The 21,009-nt window shown below is 37.5% G+C and carries 18 protein-coding genes and 1 tRNA gene; 15 read left to right on the top strand and 4 right to left on the bottom strand.

Going from position 1 to position 21,009, the window contains the following annotated elements; translation table 11 throughout:
• Window positions 1–79 precede the first annotated feature (79 nt).
• From PHT93_RS10620 to PHT93_RS10600, 5 genes are all read left to right on the top strand, one after another.
• On the top strand, window positions 80–1,402 hold the full coding sequence (locus PHT93_RS10620) for an MATE family efflux transporter (protein WP_300242664.1): 1,323 nt from the start codon (window positions 80–82) through the stop codon (window positions 1,400–1,402).
• A gap of 71 nt (window positions 1,403–1,473) precedes the next feature.
• Complete coding sequence (gene ffh / locus PHT93_RS10615) at window positions 1,474–2,802, top strand: signal recognition particle protein (protein ID WP_300242662.1); 1,329 nt, start codon at window positions 1,474–1,476, stop codon at window positions 2,800–2,802.
• Window positions 2,803–2,823: 21 nt separating this feature from the next.
• Complete coding sequence (gene folD, locus PHT93_RS10610) at window positions 2,824–3,717, top strand: bifunctional methylenetetrahydrofolate dehydrogenase/methenyltetrahydrofolate cyclohydrolase FolD (protein ID WP_300242660.1); 894 nt, start codon at window positions 2,824–2,826, stop codon at window positions 3,715–3,717.
• Window positions 3,718–3,810: 93 nt separating this feature from the next.
• Window positions 3,811–3,887: transfer RNA gene (locus tag PHT93_RS10605), tRNA-His, on the top strand.
• Between the two features lie 70 nt (window positions 3,888–3,957).
• Window positions 3,958–4,332, top strand: coding sequence for a DMT family protein (locus tag PHT93_RS10600; protein ID WP_300242658.1), 375 nt, complete (start codon window positions 3,958–3,960; stop codon window positions 4,330–4,332).
• A gap of 52 nt (window positions 4,333–4,384) precedes the next feature.
• Here PHT93_RS10600 and PHT93_RS10595 read toward each other — a convergent pair whose 3' ends face one another.
• Entirely contained in the window at window positions 4,385–5,734 is a 1,350-nt protein-coding gene (locus PHT93_RS10595; RefSeq protein ID WP_300242656.1) for a DUF4270 domain-containing protein, read from the bottom strand.
• A 3-nt stretch (window positions 5,735–5,737) separates the two neighbouring features.
• On the bottom strand, window positions 5,738–6,562 hold the full coding sequence (locus PHT93_RS10590) for a glycogen/starch synthase (RefSeq protein WP_300242654.1): 825 nt from the start codon (window positions 6,560–6,562) through the stop codon (window positions 5,738–5,740).
• A 99-nt stretch (window positions 6,563–6,661) separates the two neighbouring features.
• Here PHT93_RS10590 and panC point away from each other — a divergent pair, with 99 nt between their 5' ends.
• Both panC and panD read left to right on the top strand, forming a co-directional pair.
• Complete coding sequence (gene panC, locus PHT93_RS10585) at window positions 6,662–7,513, top strand: pantoate--beta-alanine ligase (RefSeq protein WP_300242652.1); 852 nt, start codon at window positions 6,662–6,664, stop codon at window positions 7,511–7,513.
• Window positions 7,514–7,526: 13 nt separating this feature from the next.
• Window positions 7,527–7,877 (top strand): aspartate 1-decarboxylase, encoded by a 351-nt coding sequence (panD, locus tag PHT93_RS10580; RefSeq protein WP_300242650.1) that lies wholly within the window; start codon window positions 7,527–7,529, stop codon window positions 7,875–7,877.
• Between the two features lie 2 nt (window positions 7,878–7,879).
• Here panD and PHT93_RS10575 read toward each other — a convergent pair whose 3' ends face one another.
• Window positions 7,880–8,377: an N-acetyltransferase gene (locus tag PHT93_RS10575; protein WP_300242648.1), complete on the bottom strand. Its 498-nt coding sequence runs from the start codon at window positions 8,375–8,377 to the stop codon at window positions 7,880–7,882.
• Between the two features lie 147 nt (window positions 8,378–8,524).
• On the opposite strand from PHT93_RS10575, the gene PHT93_RS10570 reads away from it, so the two are divergent.
• From PHT93_RS10570 to PHT93_RS10535, 8 genes are all read left to right on the top strand, one after another.
• On the top strand, window positions 8,525–9,121 hold the full coding sequence (locus PHT93_RS10570) for a hypothetical protein (protein ID WP_300242646.1): 597 nt from the start codon (window positions 8,525–8,527) through the stop codon (window positions 9,119–9,121).
• Window positions 9,118–10,032: a DUF2764 family protein gene (locus tag PHT93_RS10565; protein ID WP_300242644.1), complete on the top strand. Its 915-nt coding sequence runs from the start codon at window positions 9,118–9,120 to the stop codon at window positions 10,030–10,032. Before PHT93_RS10570 ends, PHT93_RS10565 begins: the two co-directional genes overlap by 4 nt.
• Window positions 10,033–10,034: 2 nt before the next feature.
• Entirely contained in the window at window positions 10,035–11,792 is a 1,758-nt protein-coding gene (locus PHT93_RS10560) for a V-type ATP synthase subunit A (RefSeq protein WP_300242642.1), read from the top strand.
• A gap of 7 nt (window positions 11,793–11,799) precedes the next feature.
• Entirely contained in the window at window positions 11,800–13,119 is a 1,320-nt protein-coding gene (locus tag PHT93_RS10555; RefSeq protein ID WP_300242640.1) for a V-type ATP synthase subunit B, read from the top strand.
• A gap of 3 nt (window positions 13,120–13,122) precedes the next feature.
• Window positions 13,123–13,740 (top strand): V-type ATP synthase subunit D, encoded by a 618-nt coding sequence (locus tag PHT93_RS10550; RefSeq protein ID WP_300242638.1) that lies wholly within the window; start codon window positions 13,123–13,125, stop codon window positions 13,738–13,740.
• Complete coding sequence (locus tag PHT93_RS10545) at window positions 13,737–15,560, top strand: V-type ATPase 116kDa subunit family protein (protein ID WP_300242636.1); 1,824 nt, start codon at window positions 13,737–13,739, stop codon at window positions 15,558–15,560. The genes PHT93_RS10550 and PHT93_RS10545 overlap by 4 nt, the downstream gene beginning before the upstream one ends.
• Window positions 15,561–15,598: 38 nt before the next feature.
• On the top strand, window positions 15,599–16,057 hold the full coding sequence (locus PHT93_RS10540) for an ATPase (protein WP_300242634.1): 459 nt from the start codon (window positions 15,599–15,601) through the stop codon (window positions 16,055–16,057).
• Window positions 16,058–16,173: 116 nt separating this feature from the next.
• A complete protein-coding gene (locus PHT93_RS10535; RefSeq protein WP_300242632.1) occupies window positions 16,174–18,483 on the top strand; it encodes a cation:proton antiporter in 2,310 nt (769 codons plus the stop codon).
• Window positions 18,484–18,498: 15 nt separating this feature from the next.
• Here the strand turns inward: PHT93_RS10535 and PHT93_RS10530 are convergent, their stop codons facing one another.
• Window positions 18,499–20,739 (bottom strand): S9 family peptidase, encoded by a 2,241-nt coding sequence (locus PHT93_RS10530; RefSeq protein WP_300242630.1) that lies wholly within the window; start codon window positions 20,737–20,739, stop codon window positions 18,499–18,501.
• Between the last annotated feature and the right edge of the window lie 270 nt (window positions 20,740–21,009).

Raw genomic sequence — 21,009 nt, 5'->3', positions numbered from 1 at the left:
TGTAGTATAAACCCGTAACGTATATTTAAAACTTACCAAGAGAAAAAAATCGTATCTTTGCGCCACTAAAAAGTATTTCATGTACAGCTACAAGCAAATAGGAACAGTTAGTTATCCTATTTTTTTAAGTTTACTTGCGCAAAACATAATCAACGTTACCAATACTGCTTTCTTAGGACATGTAGGAGAAGTTGAGTTAGGAGCTTCCGCCATGGGAGGGCTTTTTTACATCTGTGCGTTTACCATAGCTTTTGGATTTAGCACAGGGTCGCAGATTGTGATGGCGCGCAGAAATGGAGAAAAGAATTACGAGCAGATCGGCCCGGTAATGACTCAAGGTGTCTTTTTTTTGCTTGGACTTGCATCCGTTCTTTTTATTTTATCCAGACTTTTCACCGAAAATTTAATGGGTATGGTGATCTCGTCTGAGCCCTTATTAAAGAAGACAGTTGATTTTCTCGATATACGCGTTTTTGGCTTTTTCTTCTCCTTTATGAATGTCATGTTCAGGGCATTGTATGTTGGAATAACACGTACAAAAATCCTCACGATTAATGCTATAATAATGGCTATAACAAACGTGATACTGGATTACATTCTGATATTCGGTAAATGGGGAATGCCGGAAATGGGTATTAAAGGAGCCGCTATTGGTTCAGTCGTTTCAGAGATTGTCTCCATTCTATTTTTTGTAACTTATACATATTATAATGTAAACCTCAAAAAATATGGATTAAACAAAATCGTTATATTCGATTTCGGACTATTAAAAAGAGTTCTCAGTATTTCTATCTTTACGATGGTTCAATATTTTATATCCATGACCACTTGGTTTATGTTTTTCGTAGCTGTAGAAAGAATCGGACAACATGAACTTGCCGTTGCAAATATTGTTCGTAGTATCTATATGGTTTTATTTATTCCTATTAATGCCTTATCAACAACAACAAATACATTCGTGAGCAATTCGATTGGTGCCGGCCATACTGATCAGGTTATACGTATCATCAAAAAAATTGCCGGTGTATCGTTTGTCTTCATGGCGGCACTTTCAGCTATTGTTTGTCTGATACCCCGGTCATTGGTGTCTATTTATACCAATGACTCAACATTAATCGCGGACTCTATACCTGCATTGTATGTTATTTCAGCAGCGATGTTAGTCTGTTCAATAGGTAGTATCACGTTTAGCGGTGTTTCAGGCACAGGTAATACGCGCTCTGCATTAGTTCTGGAGTTGATCACGCTCTCATTCTACCTTGTTTATCTGTACTTTATCGCCGTACATTTACGTATGCCTGTTGAGATATGCTTTACAACTGAATTTGTTTATTTTTCGGGACTTTTCATATTGAGTACTCTTTATTTGAAAAAGGCGAAATGGCAAAATAAAAGGATATAGTTTACATCCTTTTTCTTAACTTTGTGTCCCATTATTATTCAGATAGTTAAATAAATTAGATAAAAGAAATTATGTTTGAGAATCTAAGTGAAAGATTAGATAGGTCTTTTAAATTGCTTAAAGGTGAAGGCAGAATAACGGAAATCAATGTTGCAGAAACACTTAAAGATGTACGTAGAGCCTTATTGGATGCTGACGTTAATTATAAAGTGGCAAAGCAGTTTACTGATACGGTAAAAGAGAAAGCGCTTGGTCAGAATGTTCTGACTTCTGTAAAGCCCGGACAATTAATGGTTAAGATCGTACACGATGAATTAGCCGAATTAATGGGGGGAACGGCTATCGAAATCAACACGACAGGTTCACCGGCAATTATCCTGATGTCCGGTTTGCAAGGTTCAGGGAAAACAACTTTCACCGGAAAATTAGCCAATATGCTGAAGACTAAAAAAGGAAAGAAACCTCTTTTAGTTGCTTGTGACGTATATCGTCCTGCTGCAATAGAGCAGCTTCGCATATTAGGAGAACAGATAGGCGTACCTGTTTATTCCGAACCTGAAAGTAAGAATCCGGTTGAAATTGCCCTCAACGCAATAAAGGAAGCTAAGGCCAATGGAAACGATTTAGTAATCGTCGATACAGCCGGACGTTTAGCCATCGATGAACACATGATGCAGGAAATTGCTGCGATAAAAAAGGCTATCGAACCTTCCGAAACACTGTTCGTTGTAGATGCCATGACAGGGCAAGACGCAGTTAATACAGCTAAAGAGTTTAATGATCGGCTTGACTTTGATGGAGTTGTTCTCACCAAATTAGATGGTGACACACGCGGTGGTGCTGCTCTTTCTATCCGGACAGTGGTAACTAAGCCAATCAAATTTGTGGGTACGGGTGAGAAAATGGACGCATTAGACATTTTTCATCCGGGACGTATGGCCGACCGTATTTTGGGTATGGGTGATATAATCTCTTTGGTAGAACGCGCTCAGGAACAATACGACGAAGAGGAAGCAAAACGTCTTCAAAAGAAAATTGCAAAAAATCAATTTGATTTTAACGATTTCATTGCTCAGATTCAGCAAATCAAGAAAATGGGTAATTTAAAAGATCTGGCCGCTATGATACCGGGAGTTGGGAAAGCATTGAAAAATGTGGATATAGACGATAACGCTTTTAAAAGCATTGAAGCGATTATATACTCAATGACTCCGTCAGAACGTTCTAATCCGGCGATTTTAAATGGTTCGCGCCGTCAACGTATTGCCAAAGGAAGCGGCACGAATGTGCAAGAAGTTAACAGACTAATCAAACAGTTTGATGAAACTCGTAAAATGATGCGCATGCTAACGAATGCAAAACCGGGAGCAGGTAGAAAACTCCCTAATTTCAAAAGATAGACCAACTAAAAAGTACTCAATATGGATAGACAAATGCAATTATTAGATGGAAAGGCTGTTTCCGCCACAATGAAAGCTGAAATTGCAGCAGAAGTAGAAGAGATAAAAGCAAAAGGTGGTAAAATCCCCCATTTGGCAGCCATATTAGTCGGACATGATGGAGGAAGCGAAACCTATGTAGCCAACAAGGTAAAAACTTGCGAAGCGGTAGGATTTAAATCCAGTCTGATTCGGTATGAAGATAACGTAACCGAAGAAGAGTTGTTTCAGAAGGTAAACGAATTAAACATGGACAAGGATGTCGATGGTTTTATCGTACAGTTACCTCTTCCAAAACACATCTCTGAACAGAAAATTATTGAAGCGATTGACTATCGCAAAGATGTGGATGGCTTCCATCCTATAAATGTAGGTCGTATGTCTATAGGACTACCTTGTTTTGTGTCTGCAACCCCTGCCGGAATACTTGAACTACTCAAAAGATACGAAATTGAAACAAGAGGAAAGCATTGTGTCGTTTTGGGCAGAAGCAACATTGTAGGAAAGCCCATGGCAAGTCTGATGATGCAAAAAGCCTATCCTGGTGATTGTACTGTGACTGTCTGTCATAGCCGTTCGAAGAACCTGAAAGAGATGTGTCTTAGTGCAGATATTATAATAGCCGCACTTGGCGTTCCGGAATTTGTGAAAGCAGATATGGTAAAAGACGGAGTTGTAATTGTTGACGTAGGAACAACACGTGTTCCAAGTACAAAAACTAAAAGCGGGTATAAATTAACAGGAGATGTGAAGTTTGATGAAGTGGCGCCCAAGTGCTCTTACATCACCCCTGTACCCGGAGGAGTTGGCCCTATGACTATCATTTCCTTGATGAGAAATACTTTACTTGCAGGGAAAAAAGAAATTTACAAATAAGAGGTTGTTTTTTACTGTTTTCACTTGTAATATTAAATAAAACATCTATCTTTGCACCGTCTTAAAGAGATAGTATCAAAGCAAGATTAAATGGTGATTGTAGCTCAGTTGGTTAGAGCATTGGATTGTGGTTCCAAGGGTCGTGGGTTCGAATCCCATCATTCACCCCACATAAAAAAAGCGGTCGTTTCGATCGCTTTTTTTTAATATCTATAGTTTGTATATTTAATTTACAGAGGTATGAATCTTACAGGGATTTATGTCATCGGAATGTTAATCATTTCGAATATATTCATGACTCTCGCTTGGTACGGACATTTAAAGATGAAAGAGATGACCTGGTTCTCATCTCTACCTCTACTCGGAGTTATTCTAATTAGCTGGGGTATTGCTTTTTTTGAATACTGCTTCCAGGTTCCAGCAAACCGAATTGGATTTCAGGATAACGGTGGCCCATTTTCTTTAATTCAGCTTAAAGTAGTACAGGAAGTTATCAGTTTAAGTGTTTTCGTTATTTTCTCTACTATTTTCTTTAAATCAGAAGTGCTAAAATGGAACCATTATTTAGCATTCCTTCTACTTATCGTCTCTGTTTATCTTGTCTTTAAAAAGTAACAGCAATCTTAACCATACTCACACGTTATATTGGCTACAGAAAGCCTTCAGCCTACTCCTCATAGTCGCTTGTAGTAACCCTGATTGACATAACTTCCGGATCTTTCCTCAGTGTAAGTCCTGATGGCTTCTGATAATTCTGCACATTTGTTATTGACGAACTGGAAGAAGAAGTTTGCGTTACTGTTGCTTTAACAGGAATAAGTAATAGATTCAGATCTTCATCGGAACCATTTTCTTTGTGAGTCTTCAATAATCGCGCAATATTACTAAAGTTATACATATTCACAAATTCAGTTGAAGAATACGAATACGAAGAAATAAACGACGTAATATTATCGGGGAGTTTGTTGTTTTGAAAGAAAGTATTCAAAGAATCTTCAGGGAGCAGCAATAAATAATCGGACGGCTTAGAAGCATATTCCCAATCATTTTGAGGCAACGGCCTTATCGTTATAGGTACATTATTAATAATACGATCACCGATCTTTTCAAATATTTTTTTTGCGGGAATAACTATACGCGTATAAACTCCCGCAGGCGTTTTTAAATAAGTATAATTATCATTGGGCTGAAGCAATTCATCCAGACCGTAACTGGACATACGATTCATCTGAACTACCTCATTTGTCACCATAAACGATTCATACGAACTCTCAACATAGGTTGAATCATCACCATTTACATCTGTTGTCGTTGCTTCATATTTATAATGTATTTTTATCTGAGATGCTGCTATCTCCAACACAGCCCCCATCCCAAAGGTATTCGTAACATAAAAACCAGGGAAAAAGCGATTGAAGGCTTCCTGATTAGCAAATGAAGCAGGATTATTAATCGTTTCATCATAAATACGTTGTCCGATTTCTTTATCAAGGAAAATCCTGACTGAGTCCAATTTCTGAGAATTGTTTACATTATAGATGGTGTAAGACTCTCCTCCTAAAGAATTCTTCAGATCACAATATTCTTCAGGGTTTATATTAGTATAATAATTACGTTCAAGAGGTTTTATTACCGGAAAAACTTCAGCTTTCATTGGAGAAAGAGAGTCTCCAATATAAGAAGAGAAACGAAGAACAAGCTTAATAGAATCTATTTTTCCATCTATTGGTTCATGAGCAAACTTAAAGCCCTCCTGACAATAAAACTGTGAGATATAGTCCGATTTATAATCCCCATATTTAGGTTCGAAAAATTGTCCAAGATAACCCGTTGAAGTTTTTGCATAAATGGAATCTATCTTAATTGTTGAAGCAGTAATCATAAAAGAATCTACAGCTACATTAATCCTATCACCATCAGGCTGTATCGTCCCTCCCACATAATTCATATCATCATTACAACCAGTAAATAAACCGGCTACAAGCATCAAGCCCAATATTAAAGATCGGAGTTTCATGTATTATTTCTTTTTAGAATCCATTACTAAATCATAGAATTCATTAAACGCATCCATATAAACGTCTTCCGTTTTATACGAAAGGAAAGGAGTATCTGTTTTTGATGCTATATATTCTGATACCTCCGGATTAATTTCTTCACTGCCCTGTATTATTCCATCACTAAAGTCAATTGCTAATTTAGTAAGAGCAACAAAGTCAGTTCCATCTTTCAATCCTTTCAGATCATTATCTTTTGCCCCATCCATTTTAAGTTTTTCAGGGAAATTGTCAGAAAATGGCTTTTTAAAGTCATTCTCATAAACAGAATAAACAATCTTAGCATCTTTCAGGCAGGGATCATCTACATACATTCGCTTTATATATAAAGCCGTCAAAGCAGACATCCAACCGTGACAATGAATGACATCAGGAATCCAGCGTAGCTTCTTTATCGTTTCCAATACACCACGAACATAGAAGATGGAACGATCATCGTTATCCTCATATTCATTACCGTCATCATCAACTACAGTACCTTTTCTTTGAAAAAAATCTTCGTTGTCAATAAAATAGACCTGCATTCTTGCAGACTGAATGGAAGCCACTTTGATGATTAGTGGATGATCTGTATCATCTATAATCAAGTTCATACCTGATAAGCGGATCACCTCATGAAGTTGATTCCGACGTTCATTTATATTCCCGAACTTAGGCATAAAAGTTCTTATCTCTCTTCCTCTTTCCTGAATGCCTTGCGGCAAGTTTCTACAAATCGTCGCGATCTCTGATTCAGGCAAGTAAGGGGTAATCTCTTGAGCTATAAACAAGATTTTCTTTGCATCCATTCTTTTAAATTAGTTTGATAAAGCCGGCACAAAGATAATAAAATTCTTTCATTTCCGGCAATTATTTACTTGCTTTGCAGTGTCTAAAGCATGAGTTGAATGAAAACGATCGATAATATTAAGGAATTAAAACAACATCTGAGCGAGGAAAGAGGAGCTAATAAACGCATAGGCTTTGTTCCTACAATGGGTGCATTACATGATGGACACATTAGCTTGGTTCATAAATGTGTTAATGAAAATGATATATGTGTGGTAAGTATTTTTGTAAATCCTACACAATTTAACGATAAAAATGATTTAATAACGTATCCACGAACGTTAGAGCACGATCTTTCCTTGTTAGAATCTGCCGGATGTGACTATGTGTTCACTCCTGATGAGAAAGAGATGTATCCGGAACCGGATAAGCGTTTTTTTGATTTTGGAAGAGTTGCAGAAGTTATGGAAGGAAAATACCGGCCAGGTCATTTCAACGGAGTAGCGCAGATTGTTAGTAAGCTTTTTAGTATCGTAGAACCGGGAAAAGCATATTTCGGAGAAAAAGACTTCCAACAAATCGCTGTTATCAAAACAATGGTAAAACAGCTCGACCAGAAAGTAGAAATCGTCCCCTGCCCTATTCTTCGAGAAAAAGACGGATTAGCGTTGAGTAGCCGAAATGTAAGATTAAGCCCCGAACAACGTCAAAAAGCGCCACTCATTGCCCGTGTTTTGGAAGAAAGCACTAACTTTGCAAACGAGAGAAGCGTTCAGGAGACTATTGATTTCGTATGTAATTCGATAAACAAAGAAGATGAAATGCGTGTTGAATACTACGAGATAGTAGATAGTGAAACTTTAGAGCCTGTCAACAAATGGTCAGACTCAAACGATCCGGTTGGATGCATCACTGTTTATTGCGGTGAGGTCAGACTGATTGATAATATACATTACAATAAAGCATTTTAACACATAAAATACAATGTTCATAGAAGTTGTAAAATCCAAAATACACAGGGTTACAGTAACTGAAGCAAATTTGAATTATATCGGTAGCATTACAATTGATGAAGATTTGATGGATGCTGCAAACCTGATTGCAAACGAAAAAGTGGCAATAGTGGACAATAATAATGGGGAACGATTCGAGACTTACGTAATAAAAGGCGAACGTGGATCAGGCATGATATGCTTAAATGGTGCGGCCGCACGTAAAGTACAACCCGGAGATATTATCATTATTATAGCTTATGCAATGATGGATTTTGAAGAAGCCAAAACCTTTAAGCCATCAATAATCTTCCCCGATACAAAAACGAATAAATTAATATGAATTTAAATATCTAAACACATTATGTAATCATTCATATAGTATCCATTACCAATATAATGGTCACGGGTACCCACTTCTTTAAACCCCATATGTTTGTAGAAACCAACAGCCTTATTTTCTCTGTTTACATATAACTCAACAGTAAATGGTGTTTTCTTTGTATTCTTCAAATAGGCAACTGCTTGTTCGATTAAAAATCGGCCTAAGCCCCCTCCTTGTATAGATGGAAGCGTATATATTTTCTGAAAATTAAACAGGTCATTTGCTTTTTGTTCTATAGAGATATACCCACAAGGAACACCGTTTTTCTCCGCTATGAAGAAACAATGCCCGTCTTCAGTCATTTGCTTGTTAAGACTTTGTTCAGAATACATCATTTCAAACATATAACTTAATTGCTCTCCGGATAATATACTTTTATATGTATCCGGCCATATTTGCGATGCTAAATTTCTTATTAGCGGAATATCGTTAAGAGTAGCACTTTTAAATGAGAACATATTAGAATCAATTTAGACCAGCAAAGATAAAAAAATATTGTAAAATCACTCTTTTTAGCTTCATTTCACATTTATTTTTAGCCTTCCTCACCTAAATTAATAACTTTGTAGGCGTTTGTTCACAAAAAAACATAATACACTTTAAATATGGATACCAAGATTCAAGAACTAACCGAAAAGATCTATCAGGAAGGGATCGAAAAAGGGAATAAAGAGGCTGCACAAATAATAGCCGACGCCAATGAAAAAAAAGAACTATTGATTTCAGGAGCAGAGGCAGAGGCTAAACGAATTATTGCCAATGCAGAAAAACAAGCGCAGGATATTAAAAAAAACACAGAAACAGAAATAAAAGTAGCTGCTACTCAAGCTATTGATGCTCTAAAAAAAGAAATAACAAACCTTCTCATTGGTGAGATCACTAACGCCAACATTAAGCCGGTAGTTACAGACAAAACATTTATCCAAAAATTAATACTGGAAATAGCAAACGGGTGGGCTAAGAATGAAACTTTCATTATCCAGACAAACGCTGCTGAAGATTTGCAATCGTATTTTGCAGGAAATGCAAAAGAGTTGCTTAATAAAGGTGTAAAAATAGAAAAAGTAAACGGTAAAGACACTTCGTTCACAATACAGCCTGTTGACGGTTCGTATAAAATCAATTTTGGAGAGGAAGAATTTACATTATTTTTCAAAGAACTTCTACGCCCCTTGTTGGTGGAAAAATTATTTAAAAAATGAGCAAATACCATTGTCTGATAGCAGGTCTTCCTGATATCACATTAGATGATAGTAAACAGGTATATTCGGTTCAAAGCTTTAAAGAAGAGACATATCCACTCTTGTCTCGTAAAGACAGGAAATTATTTGATCTTTTTTTCTTAAAGTATGATAACCAGAATTTGCTTTGTTGGATTAATAATCCGACAGAAGAGAGTATATCAACATTTGATATCCGGGCAACAATTTCTCCGGATCAATTCATAGAATTTGCAAAAACATATGAGGCAGGAGAAAAAATCAAAAAGAACATTCCATCATATATAATCAACTTCCTTAAGTCATATTTTATTGTTGACGAAAGTACCGAAAGAGAAAACGCTTATGAAGAGGATAGTGAACAGACGATGTTGGCTATTGCTCCGGAAGACAGCCTTGCAGCATTGTATTATTCGTATGCAATGAAACAAGGCAATACGTTTTTTTCCGACTGGTTTGAATTTAACTTAACAATAAAAAATATACTGACAGCTGTTACATGTATCAAGCATGGGTTAGATCGCAATCTGTATGTGGTTGGAGAGAATTCTATTGCAGAAAATTTACGGAAATCTAACGCTAAGGATTTTGATTTAGGAGATGACTTTGAATTACTTCCGGAATTACTCAGATTAGCAGAAGAGACTGATTTAGTTGAGCGTGAAAAGAAAATTGATCTGCTTAAATGGGAATGGCTTGATGAGAATACTATTTTTAAAACATTTGGTATAGAAAGTGTATTTGCTTACCTGCTGAAAATTGAAATGATTGAACGTTGGACAGGTTTAGACAAAGCCAGTGGAGAAGCAACATTCCGGGAACTTATTGATGCGATGAAAAAGGATAGCAACGAGGTGCTCAACGAATTTAAAAAGAAAAACAATACAATATAATTATGGCTACGAAAGGAATTGTAAAAGGAATCGTGTCCAACCTGGTTACAGTAGAAGTGGATGGGCCGGTTTCCCAAAATGAAATCTGTTACATTTTGGTTGAGGGTGTAAAACTCATGGCCGAAGTGATTAAGGTTATTGGAGCAGAAGCCTTTGTTCAGGTATTCGAAAGCACCCGTGGAATGAAAGTTGGTAATGAGGCAGAATTCATGGGACATATGCTTGAGGTAACATTAGGACCGGGTATGCTTTCAAGAAACTACGACGGACTTCAGAATGATTTGGATAAAATGGAGGGTACTTTCCTAAAACGTGGAGATTACACCTACGCTCTTAACAACGAAGTCAAATGGCAATTTAAACCTTTAGCAAAACCGGGAGATATAGTTTCAGCAGGTGATTGGCTGGGTGAAGTGGATGAAAACATGCAACCTCATAAGATCATGGTTCCCTTTACTTTTACCGGAAACTATACTGTAAAATCCGTAGTAAAAGCTGGAGAATATACGATTATAGATACAATAGCTATTTTGATTGACTCGGATAATAATGAGATTCCTGTTAATATGATACAGAAATGGCCTGTAAAAAAGGCTATTACTTGCTATCATGCCAAACCACGTCCTTACAAACTTTTAGAAACAGGTGTACGTACAATTGATACGGTCAATCCAATTGTTGAAGGTGGAACAGGATTTATTCCCGGTCCGTTTGGTACAGGGAAAACGGTATTACAACATGCTATCTCAAAACAAGCGGAAGCTGATATCGTCATCATTGCAGCTTGTGGAGAACGGGCAAATGAAGTTGTTGAAATATTTTCTGAATTTCCACATTTGATTGACCCGCACACCGGACGTAAATTGATGGAACGTACCATTATTATTGCTAACACCTCAAACATGCCTGTTGCCGCTCGTGAAGCATCGGTATATACAGCAATGACTATTGCGGAATACTATCGGACCATGGGATTGAAGGTATTATTAATGGCAGACTCAACGTCGCGTTGGGCTCAAGCACTTCGTGAAATGTCCAACCGTTTGGAAGAACTTCCAGGTCCGGATGCTTTCCCTATGGACCTTTCAGCCATAGTTGCTAATTTCTACGCGCGTGCGGGTTATGTAGAACTGAAAAACGGTTCAACGGGTTCTGTCACCTTTATCGGAACAGTTTCACCCGCTGGAGGAAACCTGAAGGAACCCGTAACAGAAAACACGAAAAAAGTAGCCCGTTGTTTTTATGCGCTTGAGCAAGAGCGTGCAGACCGTAAACGTTACCCTGCAGTAAATCCGATAGATAGTTATTCAAAGTATTTAGAATATCCGGAATTTCAGGAATATATAGCTGAACACATTTCACCAAGCTGGATTGAAAAGGTTAATGAAATAAAGACACGTCTGTTGCGCGGAAAAGAAATTGCGGAGCAGATTAACATTTTGGGTGATGATGGTGTACCTGTAGAGTATCATGTTACACTGTGGAAATCAGAATTGATAGACTTTGTAATTCTTCAACAAGACGCTTTTGACAACATAGATGCAGTTACGTCTTTGGAACGTCAGGAGTTTATGTTAAATAAAGTAGTAGATATTTGTCATTCGGAATTCTCTTTTGATGGTTTCCTTAATGTAATGGACTATTTCAAACGGATGATCAACATCTTTAAACAAATGAATTATTCTGAATACGAGAGTGAGCAGTTTAATTCATTCAACTTGGAATTGGATGAATTAATAAAAGAGAAAATCTTAAAATAAATAAGATATGGCAACAAAAGCTTTTCAAAAAATATATACAAAAATCACTCAGATCACTAAAGCAACCTGCTCTTTAAAAGCTACGGGGGTCGGATATGACGAATTAGCCTCTGTTGATGGAAAATTGGCGCAAGTGGTGAAAATTATAGGGGACGAAGTAACCCTTCAGGTCTTTTCAGGAACTGAAGGGATTCGTACAAATGCAGAAGTGGTCTTCATGGGTAAAGCTCCTTCTTTAAATGTTGGAGATCAATTAGCCGGACGTTTTTTCAATGCATACGGAGAACCGATAGACGGTGGCCCTATACCTGATGGCAAAGAGGTTGAAATCGGAGGTCCGTCGGTAAATCCGGTGCGGCGTAAGCAACCATCAGAATTAATCGCAACTGGAATTGCAGGTATTGACCTGAACAATACACTCGTTACAGGACAAAAGATACCTTTTTTCGCAGATCCGGATCAACCCTTTAATCAGGTAATGGCTCTTGTAGCCTTACGTGCGCAATCGGATAAAATTGTTTTGGGAGGTATGGGTATGACTAATGATGACTATCTGTTCTTTAAAAACACATTTACGAATGCAGGAGCTTTGGATCGTATTGTTAGTTTTATTAATACAACCGAAAATCCATCCGTTGAACGAGTTCTAATTCCGGATATGGCATTAACTGCAGCGGAATTTTTTGCTGTAGAAAGAAATGAGAAAGTGCTTGTTCTATTAACAGACATGACAAACTACGCAGACGCGCTTTCTATCGTATCAAACCGTATGGATCAAATCCCGTCAAAAGACTCTATGCCTGGATCTTTATATTCCGATTTAGCTAAGATTTACGAAAAAGCGGTTCAATTTCCCGAAGGAGGCTCAATCACAATTATTGCTGTAACAACTCTATCAGGTGGAGATATTACACATGCTGTTCCTGACAACACCGGATATATTACAGAAGGGCAGTTGTATCTGCGTCGAGATAGTGATATTGGTAAAGTAATTGTTGATCCTTTCCGTAGTTTGTCTCGTTTGAAACAACTTGTAACAGGAACAAAGACACGTGAAGATCATCCGCAGGTTATGAATGCAGCTGTTCGCCTGTATGCAGATGCGGCAAATGCAAAAACGAAAATGGAGAATGGGTTCGACCTGACTGACTATGATAATAGAACATTGGCTTTTGCAAAAGAGTATTCTGATAAACTATTAGCAATTGATGTCAATTTAGACACTACAGAAATGTTAGATGTAGCTTGGAACTTGTTTTCAACCTACTTCTCTCCTACTGAAGTGAATATTAAACAGTCATTAGTTGACCAATACTGGAAAAAATAAAATATGGCGATCAAGTTTCAATATAATAAAACATCACTTCAACAACTTGAGAAACAACTCAAGGTACGTGAACGTTCTTTACCTACAATAAAAAGTAAAGAGAGCGCATTGCGTATGGAAGTTAAGCGCATTCGTGATGAAGTGGTTAGATTGGAGCTTCAACTGGAAGAAGAGATTAAGAATTACGACAATATGCTTTCCCTCTGGAAAGAATTTTCTCCCGAACTGATAAACGTAAAAGATGTAAGCATCTCTACACGTAAGATTGCGGGAGTAGTTATTCCTATACTTGATCAAATAGAATTTGAGATCAAACAATTTAGTCTCTTCAATTCACCGGCATGGTTTCTTGACGGAATAGATTTGCTAAAGCAATTGGCAAAAACAGGTATAGAAACGGAATTTGCCGAAGTAAAGTTGGAGTTATTAGAACATGCCCGAAAAAAAACAACGCAGAAAGTAAATCTTTTTGAGAAAGTTCAGATTCCGGGTTATCAGGATGCTATCAGAAAAGTAAAACGCTTTATGGAAGACGAAGAGAGTCTGTCTAAATCTTCTCAGAAGATTATGAGAGCAAATCAAGAAAAACGTAAAGTTAAAGAAAAGGAGGCTGAATCATGATAGCAAAAATGAACAAATATGCCTTTATGGTATATCATAAAGAATATGAAGTTTTCCTGCTTAGGCTTCGTGAAATAGGAGTTGTACATGTAAAAGAGAATAAATCTATTCAGGATAATGCTTTTGCTCAAAACCTGCTTCAACAGCGAAAACAAGTTGACGATGCGCTTAAAGTGATGTCAGAAATTAACGCTAAATCGGAAGATATAAAACTGGCAGAAAGTCGTAAGATAACGACCGAAGAAGGATTCAATATATTAGAAGATTTAAGCCGATTACAACAACAAAAAAGCAATTTGCAAAGCCAAATAGATGCTACAGAAAAAGACATTGCCTATCTCAGCACTACTTGGGGAAACTTTAGCTACTCTTTATTGGAAAAGATTAAAGATGCGGGATATGTTGTTCAATTTTTCAGTTGCCCGATTTCCGCATATAACGAAGAATGGGAAAAAGAATATAACATTGTATTAATAAACACTATACAATCATCGTGTTATTTTCTCATTATATCGAAAGAGAATGAGAATATCAAGCTTCCGGTTGAACAAGTCAGACTTCCGAATACTGACGTAAATTCACTTTCTGGTCGGAAAGAAACTTTATCTTCCGAACTCGAACAAACGGAGAATGCTTTGGCTAAACTTGCGTGTGAACAGTTCAAGAGCCTTACAGAGATAGATAAACAATTACAAGATGAGTTCAACTTATCCCATGTAATTACGCAAACAACAGTAGAAGCAGATAATAAACTCATGTTGTTAGAAGGCTGGGTACCGGAAGAGAAAGTAAAGATATTGGAAGAGACATTAAATCAAGAAGGGTATTTCTTTCGTAAACAAGAAATAGAAGAAAGTGATTTAGTGCCTATTGAACTTAAAAACGATAGTTTCGCAAAACTATACGAACCTATTTGTCGCATGTTCTCCCTTCCTAACTATCGAGAATTTGATCCGACTCCGTTTTTTGCACCTTTCTTCATGTTATTCTTCGGAATGTGTTTTGCAGATGCAGGATATGGCCTGTTATTAGTCATTGCCTGTACAATAATGAAGAAGAAGGTAAATCCGGATTACAAACTCTATCTGTCTTTATTCCAATATTTAGGTGGAGCAGCATTTGTTGTAGGAACTCTTACAGGCTCTTTCTTCGGAATTGAATTAGTAAAACTTCCGATGTTTGCAGCCGTAAAGGATTACTTCCTTACGAGCGACAATCTTATGGCAATTTCAATAGTCATAGGGCTTGTACACATTTTATTTGCAAAAAGTGTTGCAGCCTTAAAAAGAATTTCTCAAAAAGGAATTAAATATGGAGTTGCTCCTTTTGCATGGGTATTTGTTATTACAGCCGGAGCATTAGCATTAGGACTTCCACGCATGAATATCAGTATCTCGGAAACTTTAACAAATATTCTGTACGGAATAGCCGGTTTTAGCTTGTTACTTGCATTGTTCTATAATTCGCCGGGAAAGAATATATTCTTAAATTTCGGTAGCGGGTTATGGAATTTATACAATATCGCTTCAGGGTTAGTTGGAGATACGTTATCATACATCCGTTTATTTGCAATAGGTTTAACAGGAGCTATTCTTGGAGGGGTTTTCAATTCTTTAGCAATAACAATGACTGAAGGATTACCTCTTATTCCTAAAATATTATTCATGACATTAATCTTACTTTTCGGACATTCCTTAAATTTTGGATTATGTACCATTAGTTCACTTGTTCATCCACTTCGTTTAATCTTTGTAGAATATTATAAAAATGCAGAGTTTGAAGGCGGAGGAAGTGACTATACTCCATTTAAAAAAGCATAAAAAACAGAAATACAATAAATTATAAAACAATTCAATCTATGGAACCTATTTTTTTGGCCTATATCGGCATTGCAGCTGCAACAACTCTTTCTTTTATTGGAAGTAGTTATGGTGTAACGGTTTGTGGAAACGCAGTAGTCGGAGCAATGAAAAAAAATCCCGGAGCACTTGGTACTTATATTGCATTAAGCGCGCTTCCAAGCTCCAACGGACTTTATGGGTTTGTTGCCTACTTTCTTCTGCAGCAATATTTAGTTGACAGCATCCCCTATTTATCTGCTGTAGCAATATTGTGTGCAGGTATTATATTAGGAGTAAGTAGTTTTTACGCCGCCATTCGCCAGGCAGAGGTTTGTGCGAACGGAATTGTTGGAATTGGATCAGGATATAATGTTTTTGGAGCAACCATGGTTATGGCTGTATTCCCTGAACTTTACTCAATCCTCGCACTTCTTGTTACCATCCTTATTGGTGGAAGTCTTCCTTCCCCGATGTAAAAACACTCTTTATAAGACTAAAAGGCGTCATTTTGGCGCCTTTTTTTGTCAATTACATCAGAGTCATATCGAAAGCATCTGTTTTTTTCTTAATTTTGTTCCAAAGAAGGTGCTTAATGGGGAGAGGTAAAAAAAGTATAGCGTTTTATCTTGCAATGATTCTATTATTAGGATTGTTAATGTATTGTATTGTTGATGCCGGGCAATCTAACAAACAAACTGATCAGGTTATTTCATTAGTTAACGCACCTCAGACATTCAGCGATGGATTTCAGACTTTTTCACAATCAGTAAACGAACATATACAATCTCCAATAGGTATTATTCTGTTGCAGATTATTGTCATACTCATTACTTGTCGCATATTTAACTGGGTTTTCACAAAATTAGGGCAGCCCTCAGTAATCGGAGAAATCCTTGCAGGTATTGTGTTAGGCCCTTCCATTTTAGGCTATTTCTTACCTGAATATTCTGCTTTTCTCTTCCCTCCCGAATCGTTAGACAATATAGCTCTATTAAGCCAGTTCGGACTAATCCTGTTTATGTTCGCGATCGGCATGGAGTTGGATCTAAAAGAAGTACGGGCAACACTAAAAGAGACTATCCTTATCAGCCACACAAGCACAATCGTTCCTTTTGCGTTTGGCATGATATTATCCTATTTTGTGTATGATTCGTACGCTGATCCGGGAACACCCTTTTTATCTTTTGCTTTATTTATCGGTATTGCGATGAGTATTACTGCTTTTCCGGTATTGGCAAGGATAATACAAGATAAAGGATTAACGAAAACACATTTAGGAACGATCTCACTTGCCAGTGCTGCAAATGGAGATATTACAGCCTGGTGTTTATTGGCTGTAGTAGTATCGATAGCTCAGGTAGGCAATATGATCAGCGCTTCATTTAACATCTTATTTTCTATCCTGTATATTCTTTTTATGTTCCTTATTATACGTCCATTTCTGCGTATGATAGGAAACATTTACCACAACAACGAGGTAATAGCCAAAGGTATGGTTGCCTTCATTTTTTTGTTGTTGATTATTTCGGCATATTTTACGGAGATCATAGGCCTTCATGCTTTATTTGGTGCATTTATCGCGGGTTTAGTCATGCCTTCCAATATTAATTTCAGAAAGATTATGACAGAAAAGGTAGAGGATCTCTCGCTCTCACTTTTTCTTCCGCTCTTTTTTGTGTCAACGGGACTACGTACTCAAATCGGGCTACTCAATAGTCTTGACTTATGGTTGATGTGCGGATTATTTACTCTTGTTGCAATTTCAGGAAAATTTGGTGGAGCCTATGTGTCTGCACGAATACTGGGAGAAACACCGAAAGACAGTTTGTATATAGGGGCTTTAATGAACACTCGTGGGCTGATGGAACTCATTGTTCTTACCATAGGTTATGAAATGGGAATACTTTCACCGACTGTATTCGTAATGCTTGTGCTAATGACATTAGTAACTACTTTCATGACAGCTCCGCTCTTGTCTTTCATTTCTTTCTGTTTCAAGAGACAAGAAAAGAGAAAGAATAGTAAAATAAAAGTGACGAAGACGTATGGAAATCAATTTCGTCTATTACTGCCTTTCGGTCGCGCAAAGAACGGACAGATTATGCTTAATGTAGCTCACCAGCTCTTCTCAGAAGGAAAACAACCGTTGGATATTACTGCGCTTCATTTTACTGTAGGATCAGACGTAAGTCCGTTACGCACGGAAAACTTTGAAGAGATCAGCTTTGCTCCTATCCTATCCGGAGCAGCCCGATTAGGCATTACCATTACTCCCCGCTACGAAATTTCGAATAATGCGGGCCAGGATATTGTTAATATAGTAAATAAGGAAAAATTTGATTTTCTCCTTGTTGGTGCCGGTATTTCGATGAGTAACGTTCCAACCGATATGGAAGCTCATCAATACAAGTCATTCTATTATCGTTTCTTCAGGCGTTTTAAAGCCCCTGAATCATGGACTCCGGGAGCATTACTAAGAGACAAAACCAAATTATTTGTTGAAGAAAGCAATTGTTCTGTGGGAATCTTCGTGAACAGAGATTTCACGAAAGCATCCAATGTGATTATTCTTATAAAGAGCATCGAGGATATGTTCCTTATGGATTATGTTCCGCAATTAATAAAGACAGCTGCCCGTTCTATTGTTTTCCTTGTAAAAAGAAACACTTCTGATCTTGATTATCGTCAAATTATGATAACCTTACATGAATTTATTAACAAGACACCTCAGGCAACTATCCTATCAGAGCGAGATCTTAGCCCCATGTTGTTAAACGGCTATTCACTGATGCTTATCAGCTACGAAACATGGAATGAAGTCTCCGTCACAAGAAAAGAAGCTCTTCATCATATGCCTTCTACCTTGATAATCCGACAACAATTAAAGAAAAAAGAGAACTGATTTTATTAAGTATTATCACTTTCCGCCTGAAGGTAAGTACTTCAACCAATAATCGGCCATACTCTTTCGCAGATGGAAAGTAGTTCCTTTCCCTTCATTAATACCGTGACTACGCATCGGATAAGATATCTGAGAAAATATTTTCCCTTCTTTTATTAATTCATTGACAAGCAATTCGCAATTCTGATAATGCACATTATCATCTCCGGTTCCATGTATCAAAAGTAAATTGCCTTGTAATCCTGAAACATAGCTTATAGGTGACCCCTTACGATATCCTTCCGGATTGTTTTGCGGTGTATTCATATACCGTTCCTGATAGATCGTATCATACAGACGTTGATCTGCGACAAAGGCAATAGCAATACCAGTCTTAAAAACGTCCGGATAACGAAACATACAATTCAACGTCTGACTACCTCCTCCACTCCATCCGGTTATGCCGATACGTTCAGCATCAACAAATGAAAATTGTCTCGCCAAATCCTGCACACCTCTTGCCTGATCCTCAGAAGCAAACGTACCAACTTCTCCATAGATACATTTTCTCCATCCACGACCACGAGGAGTATTTGCACCTCTATTTTCAATACTCACAACGATATAACCCAGATTTGCCATATATTGATTCCAAAGGTCTCCACCACCCCAAACGTCTTGCACAGTTGCAGAGGCAGGTTCTCCGTACACTTCTACAATTACAGGGTATTTCTTTTTCTCATCAAAGTCTTTAGGTTTAATCATCCAGGCATCCAACAGAAGCTCTCCCGAACGAACCTTAAAAAATTCTTTCGGAGAAAGATCCAAAGCCTTATATTGTTCTGAAGCATGTTTATTATCCTCAATCACGCGTATCGTTTTATGTTGAGGAAATGAAGTCATGCGAATCACAGGAGGAGTAACCGCACTACTATACGTATGTACCGCCCACTTTCCGGTTGGTGACATATTATAACGATGTTGTCCGGCCTCATCCATAGGACTAACTCGCTTCACCTCCCCTTTTCCAAACAATTTCGCACTATATAGATAACGTTGCGTATAATTTTCCGGTGAAGCAATAAAATAAATCAACCCTTTATCTAAATCAACCCCCGCTTGCTGAATAAAGTCAAATTCACCTTTAGTGATCGGCGTAACTTCTTTGCCGTTACGACTCACACGATACAGATGTCTCCAGCCGCTGCGTTCGCTCTCCCAAGTAAAATAACGATTATCTTTCAACCAGACTATATTATCATTTGTTTCCAACCAGGCAGCATCCGTATCAGTAAATATATTAGCCGGAGTTTCATTACCTATCTCAGCAATCCAGACCTTATTCGTATTCTGTTCGCGGTTCATCTGTTGAATAAACAACTCCCTACTTTCCGGAATAAATTCCATACGGGGCAAATAATTATTACGAGGATCTCCGGGGATATCAATCCATGTCGTTGTTCCACCTGTTACGGGAATTGTACCAACACGTACCGCCGAGTTTGTTGTCCCCGCTTTGGGATAAGGAAAATGCATTACCGAAGCATAAATAGAATCTACATTATTGATGATATCAAACACCCCCGTACCTTCAGTATCGCTCTGCCAATAAGCAATATATTCACCATCCGGACTCCAACGAAAACCATCACGACAACCAAACTCCTCCTCGTACACCCAATCAAACGTACCGTTCACTATCGTTTCACTCCCATCTGTTGTCAGGGGGATTATCTTTCCGCTTTCCACCTCTTCTATATAGATATTATTTTCAGAAACATAAGCCACTTTAGAAGCATCCGGAGAAAATTTAGCAAACATCAAAGAAGATTCAGCCATTCCTCTCCCTAACTGCCTCAATATTCCATCAGTCAACGACAATACCCAATAATCACCTTTTGTATCATAACGCCATACACGTTTTGTATTATTATAAATTAGCACTTTCGCGTTATCTTCGCTCCATATAACACTACGAATCCCCAATTGCTTTCCGGTCTTTTTGTCCATCAACATAGAAGAAGGAATCAAGACTGTACGAGAATTATCTTCTGCCCTGTAAGAAACAAGCTCCGAACCTCCGGTCTCAGAATTACGCTCTACCCGACTATAAGACTCTCCGTCTTTCATCCAAGTGATACCTCCGAAACCTTTTGTTTCAATCATTTTTCCCGAAAGCACATTTTTAAGATCTAATTGAACCTGATCTTGCGCGACAATATTTGCACCAATAAACAGCAGTAGCAGAGACACTACATGTATTTTTCTAATTATCATATTATTCTTTTAGGTATTGTGTAATCGATAGTTCAAAGATAACAAGCCTGAAATATTAACACCTATAAAATCAATTAAAAATCATCCTCAAAAAAGTAAAGGGATACTGTTTTTGTTTAACAGTATCCCTTATTGGCTAAGACTGTCTTATACTGAAAAAAGTTTACAGTTTACAAAGTAAATTATTATGAGACAAAGTAAAGGAATTGACGATACATTTCGTCTTCAAGTGATCCGTGAACATTTGAATGGAGCCAGTAAATACTCTTT

The sequence above is a fragment of the Massilibacteroides sp. genome, from assembly GCF_028705895.1.
Classification (GTDB): domain Bacteria; phylum Bacteroidota; class Bacteroidia; order Bacteroidales; family Tannerellaceae; genus Massilibacteroides.
This window is presented reverse-complemented; position numbering and strand designations above follow the sequence as displayed.

Bases quoted from the DNA above. Each gene is read 5' to 3' on its own strand.
- PHT93_RS10620 (WP_300242664.1), top strand. From the start codon at position 80: ATGTACAGCTACAAGCAAATAGGAACAGTTAGTTATCCTATTTTTTTA.
- ffh (WP_300242662.1), top strand. From the start codon at position 1,474: ATGTTTGAGAATCTAAGTGAAAGATTAGATAGGTCTTTTAAATTGCTT.
- folD (WP_300242660.1), top strand. From the start codon at position 2,824: ATGGATAGACAAATGCAATTATTAGATGGAAAGGCTGTTTCCGCCACA.
- PHT93_RS10600 (WP_300242658.1), top strand. From the start codon at position 3,958: ATGAATCTTACAGGGATTTATGTCATCGGAATGTTAATCATTTCGAAT.
- PHT93_RS10595 (WP_300242656.1), bottom strand. From the start codon at position 5,734: ATGAAACTCCGATCTTTAATATTGGGCTTGATGCTTGTAGCCGGTTTA.
- PHT93_RS10590 (WP_300242654.1), bottom strand. From the start codon at position 6,562: ATGGATGCAAAGAAAATCTTGTTTATAGCTCAAGAGATTACCCCTTAC.
- panC (WP_300242652.1), top strand. From the start codon at position 6,662: ATGAAAACGATCGATAATATTAAGGAATTAAAACAACATCTGAGCGAG.
- panD (WP_300242650.1), top strand. From the start codon at position 7,527: ATGTTCATAGAAGTTGTAAAATCCAAAATACACAGGGTTACAGTAACT.
- PHT93_RS10575 (WP_300242648.1), bottom strand. From the start codon at position 8,377: ATGTTCTCATTTAAAAGTGCTACTCTTAACGATATTCCGCTAATAAGA.
- PHT93_RS10570 (WP_300242646.1), top strand. From the start codon at position 8,525: ATGGATACCAAGATTCAAGAACTAACCGAAAAGATCTATCAGGAAGGG.
- PHT93_RS10565 (WP_300242644.1), top strand. From the start codon at position 9,118: ATGAGCAAATACCATTGTCTGATAGCAGGTCTTCCTGATATCACATTA.
- PHT93_RS10560 (WP_300242642.1), top strand. From the start codon at position 10,035: ATGGCTACGAAAGGAATTGTAAAAGGAATCGTGTCCAACCTGGTTACA.
- PHT93_RS10555 (WP_300242640.1), top strand. From the start codon at position 11,800: ATGGCAACAAAAGCTTTTCAAAAAATATATACAAAAATCACTCAGATC.
- PHT93_RS10550 (WP_300242638.1), top strand. From the start codon at position 13,123: ATGGCGATCAAGTTTCAATATAATAAAACATCACTTCAACAACTTGAG.
- PHT93_RS10545 (WP_300242636.1), top strand. From the start codon at position 13,737: ATGATAGCAAAAATGAACAAATATGCCTTTATGGTATATCATAAAGAA.
- PHT93_RS10540 (WP_300242634.1), top strand. From the start codon at position 15,599: ATGGAACCTATTTTTTTGGCCTATATCGGCATTGCAGCTGCAACAACT.
- PHT93_RS10535 (WP_300242632.1), top strand. From the start codon at position 16,174: ATGGGGAGAGGTAAAAAAAGTATAGCGTTTTATCTTGCAATGATTCTA.
- PHT93_RS10530 (WP_300242630.1), bottom strand. From the start codon at position 20,739: ATGATAATTAGAAAAATACATGTAGTGTCTCTGCTACTGCTGTTTATT.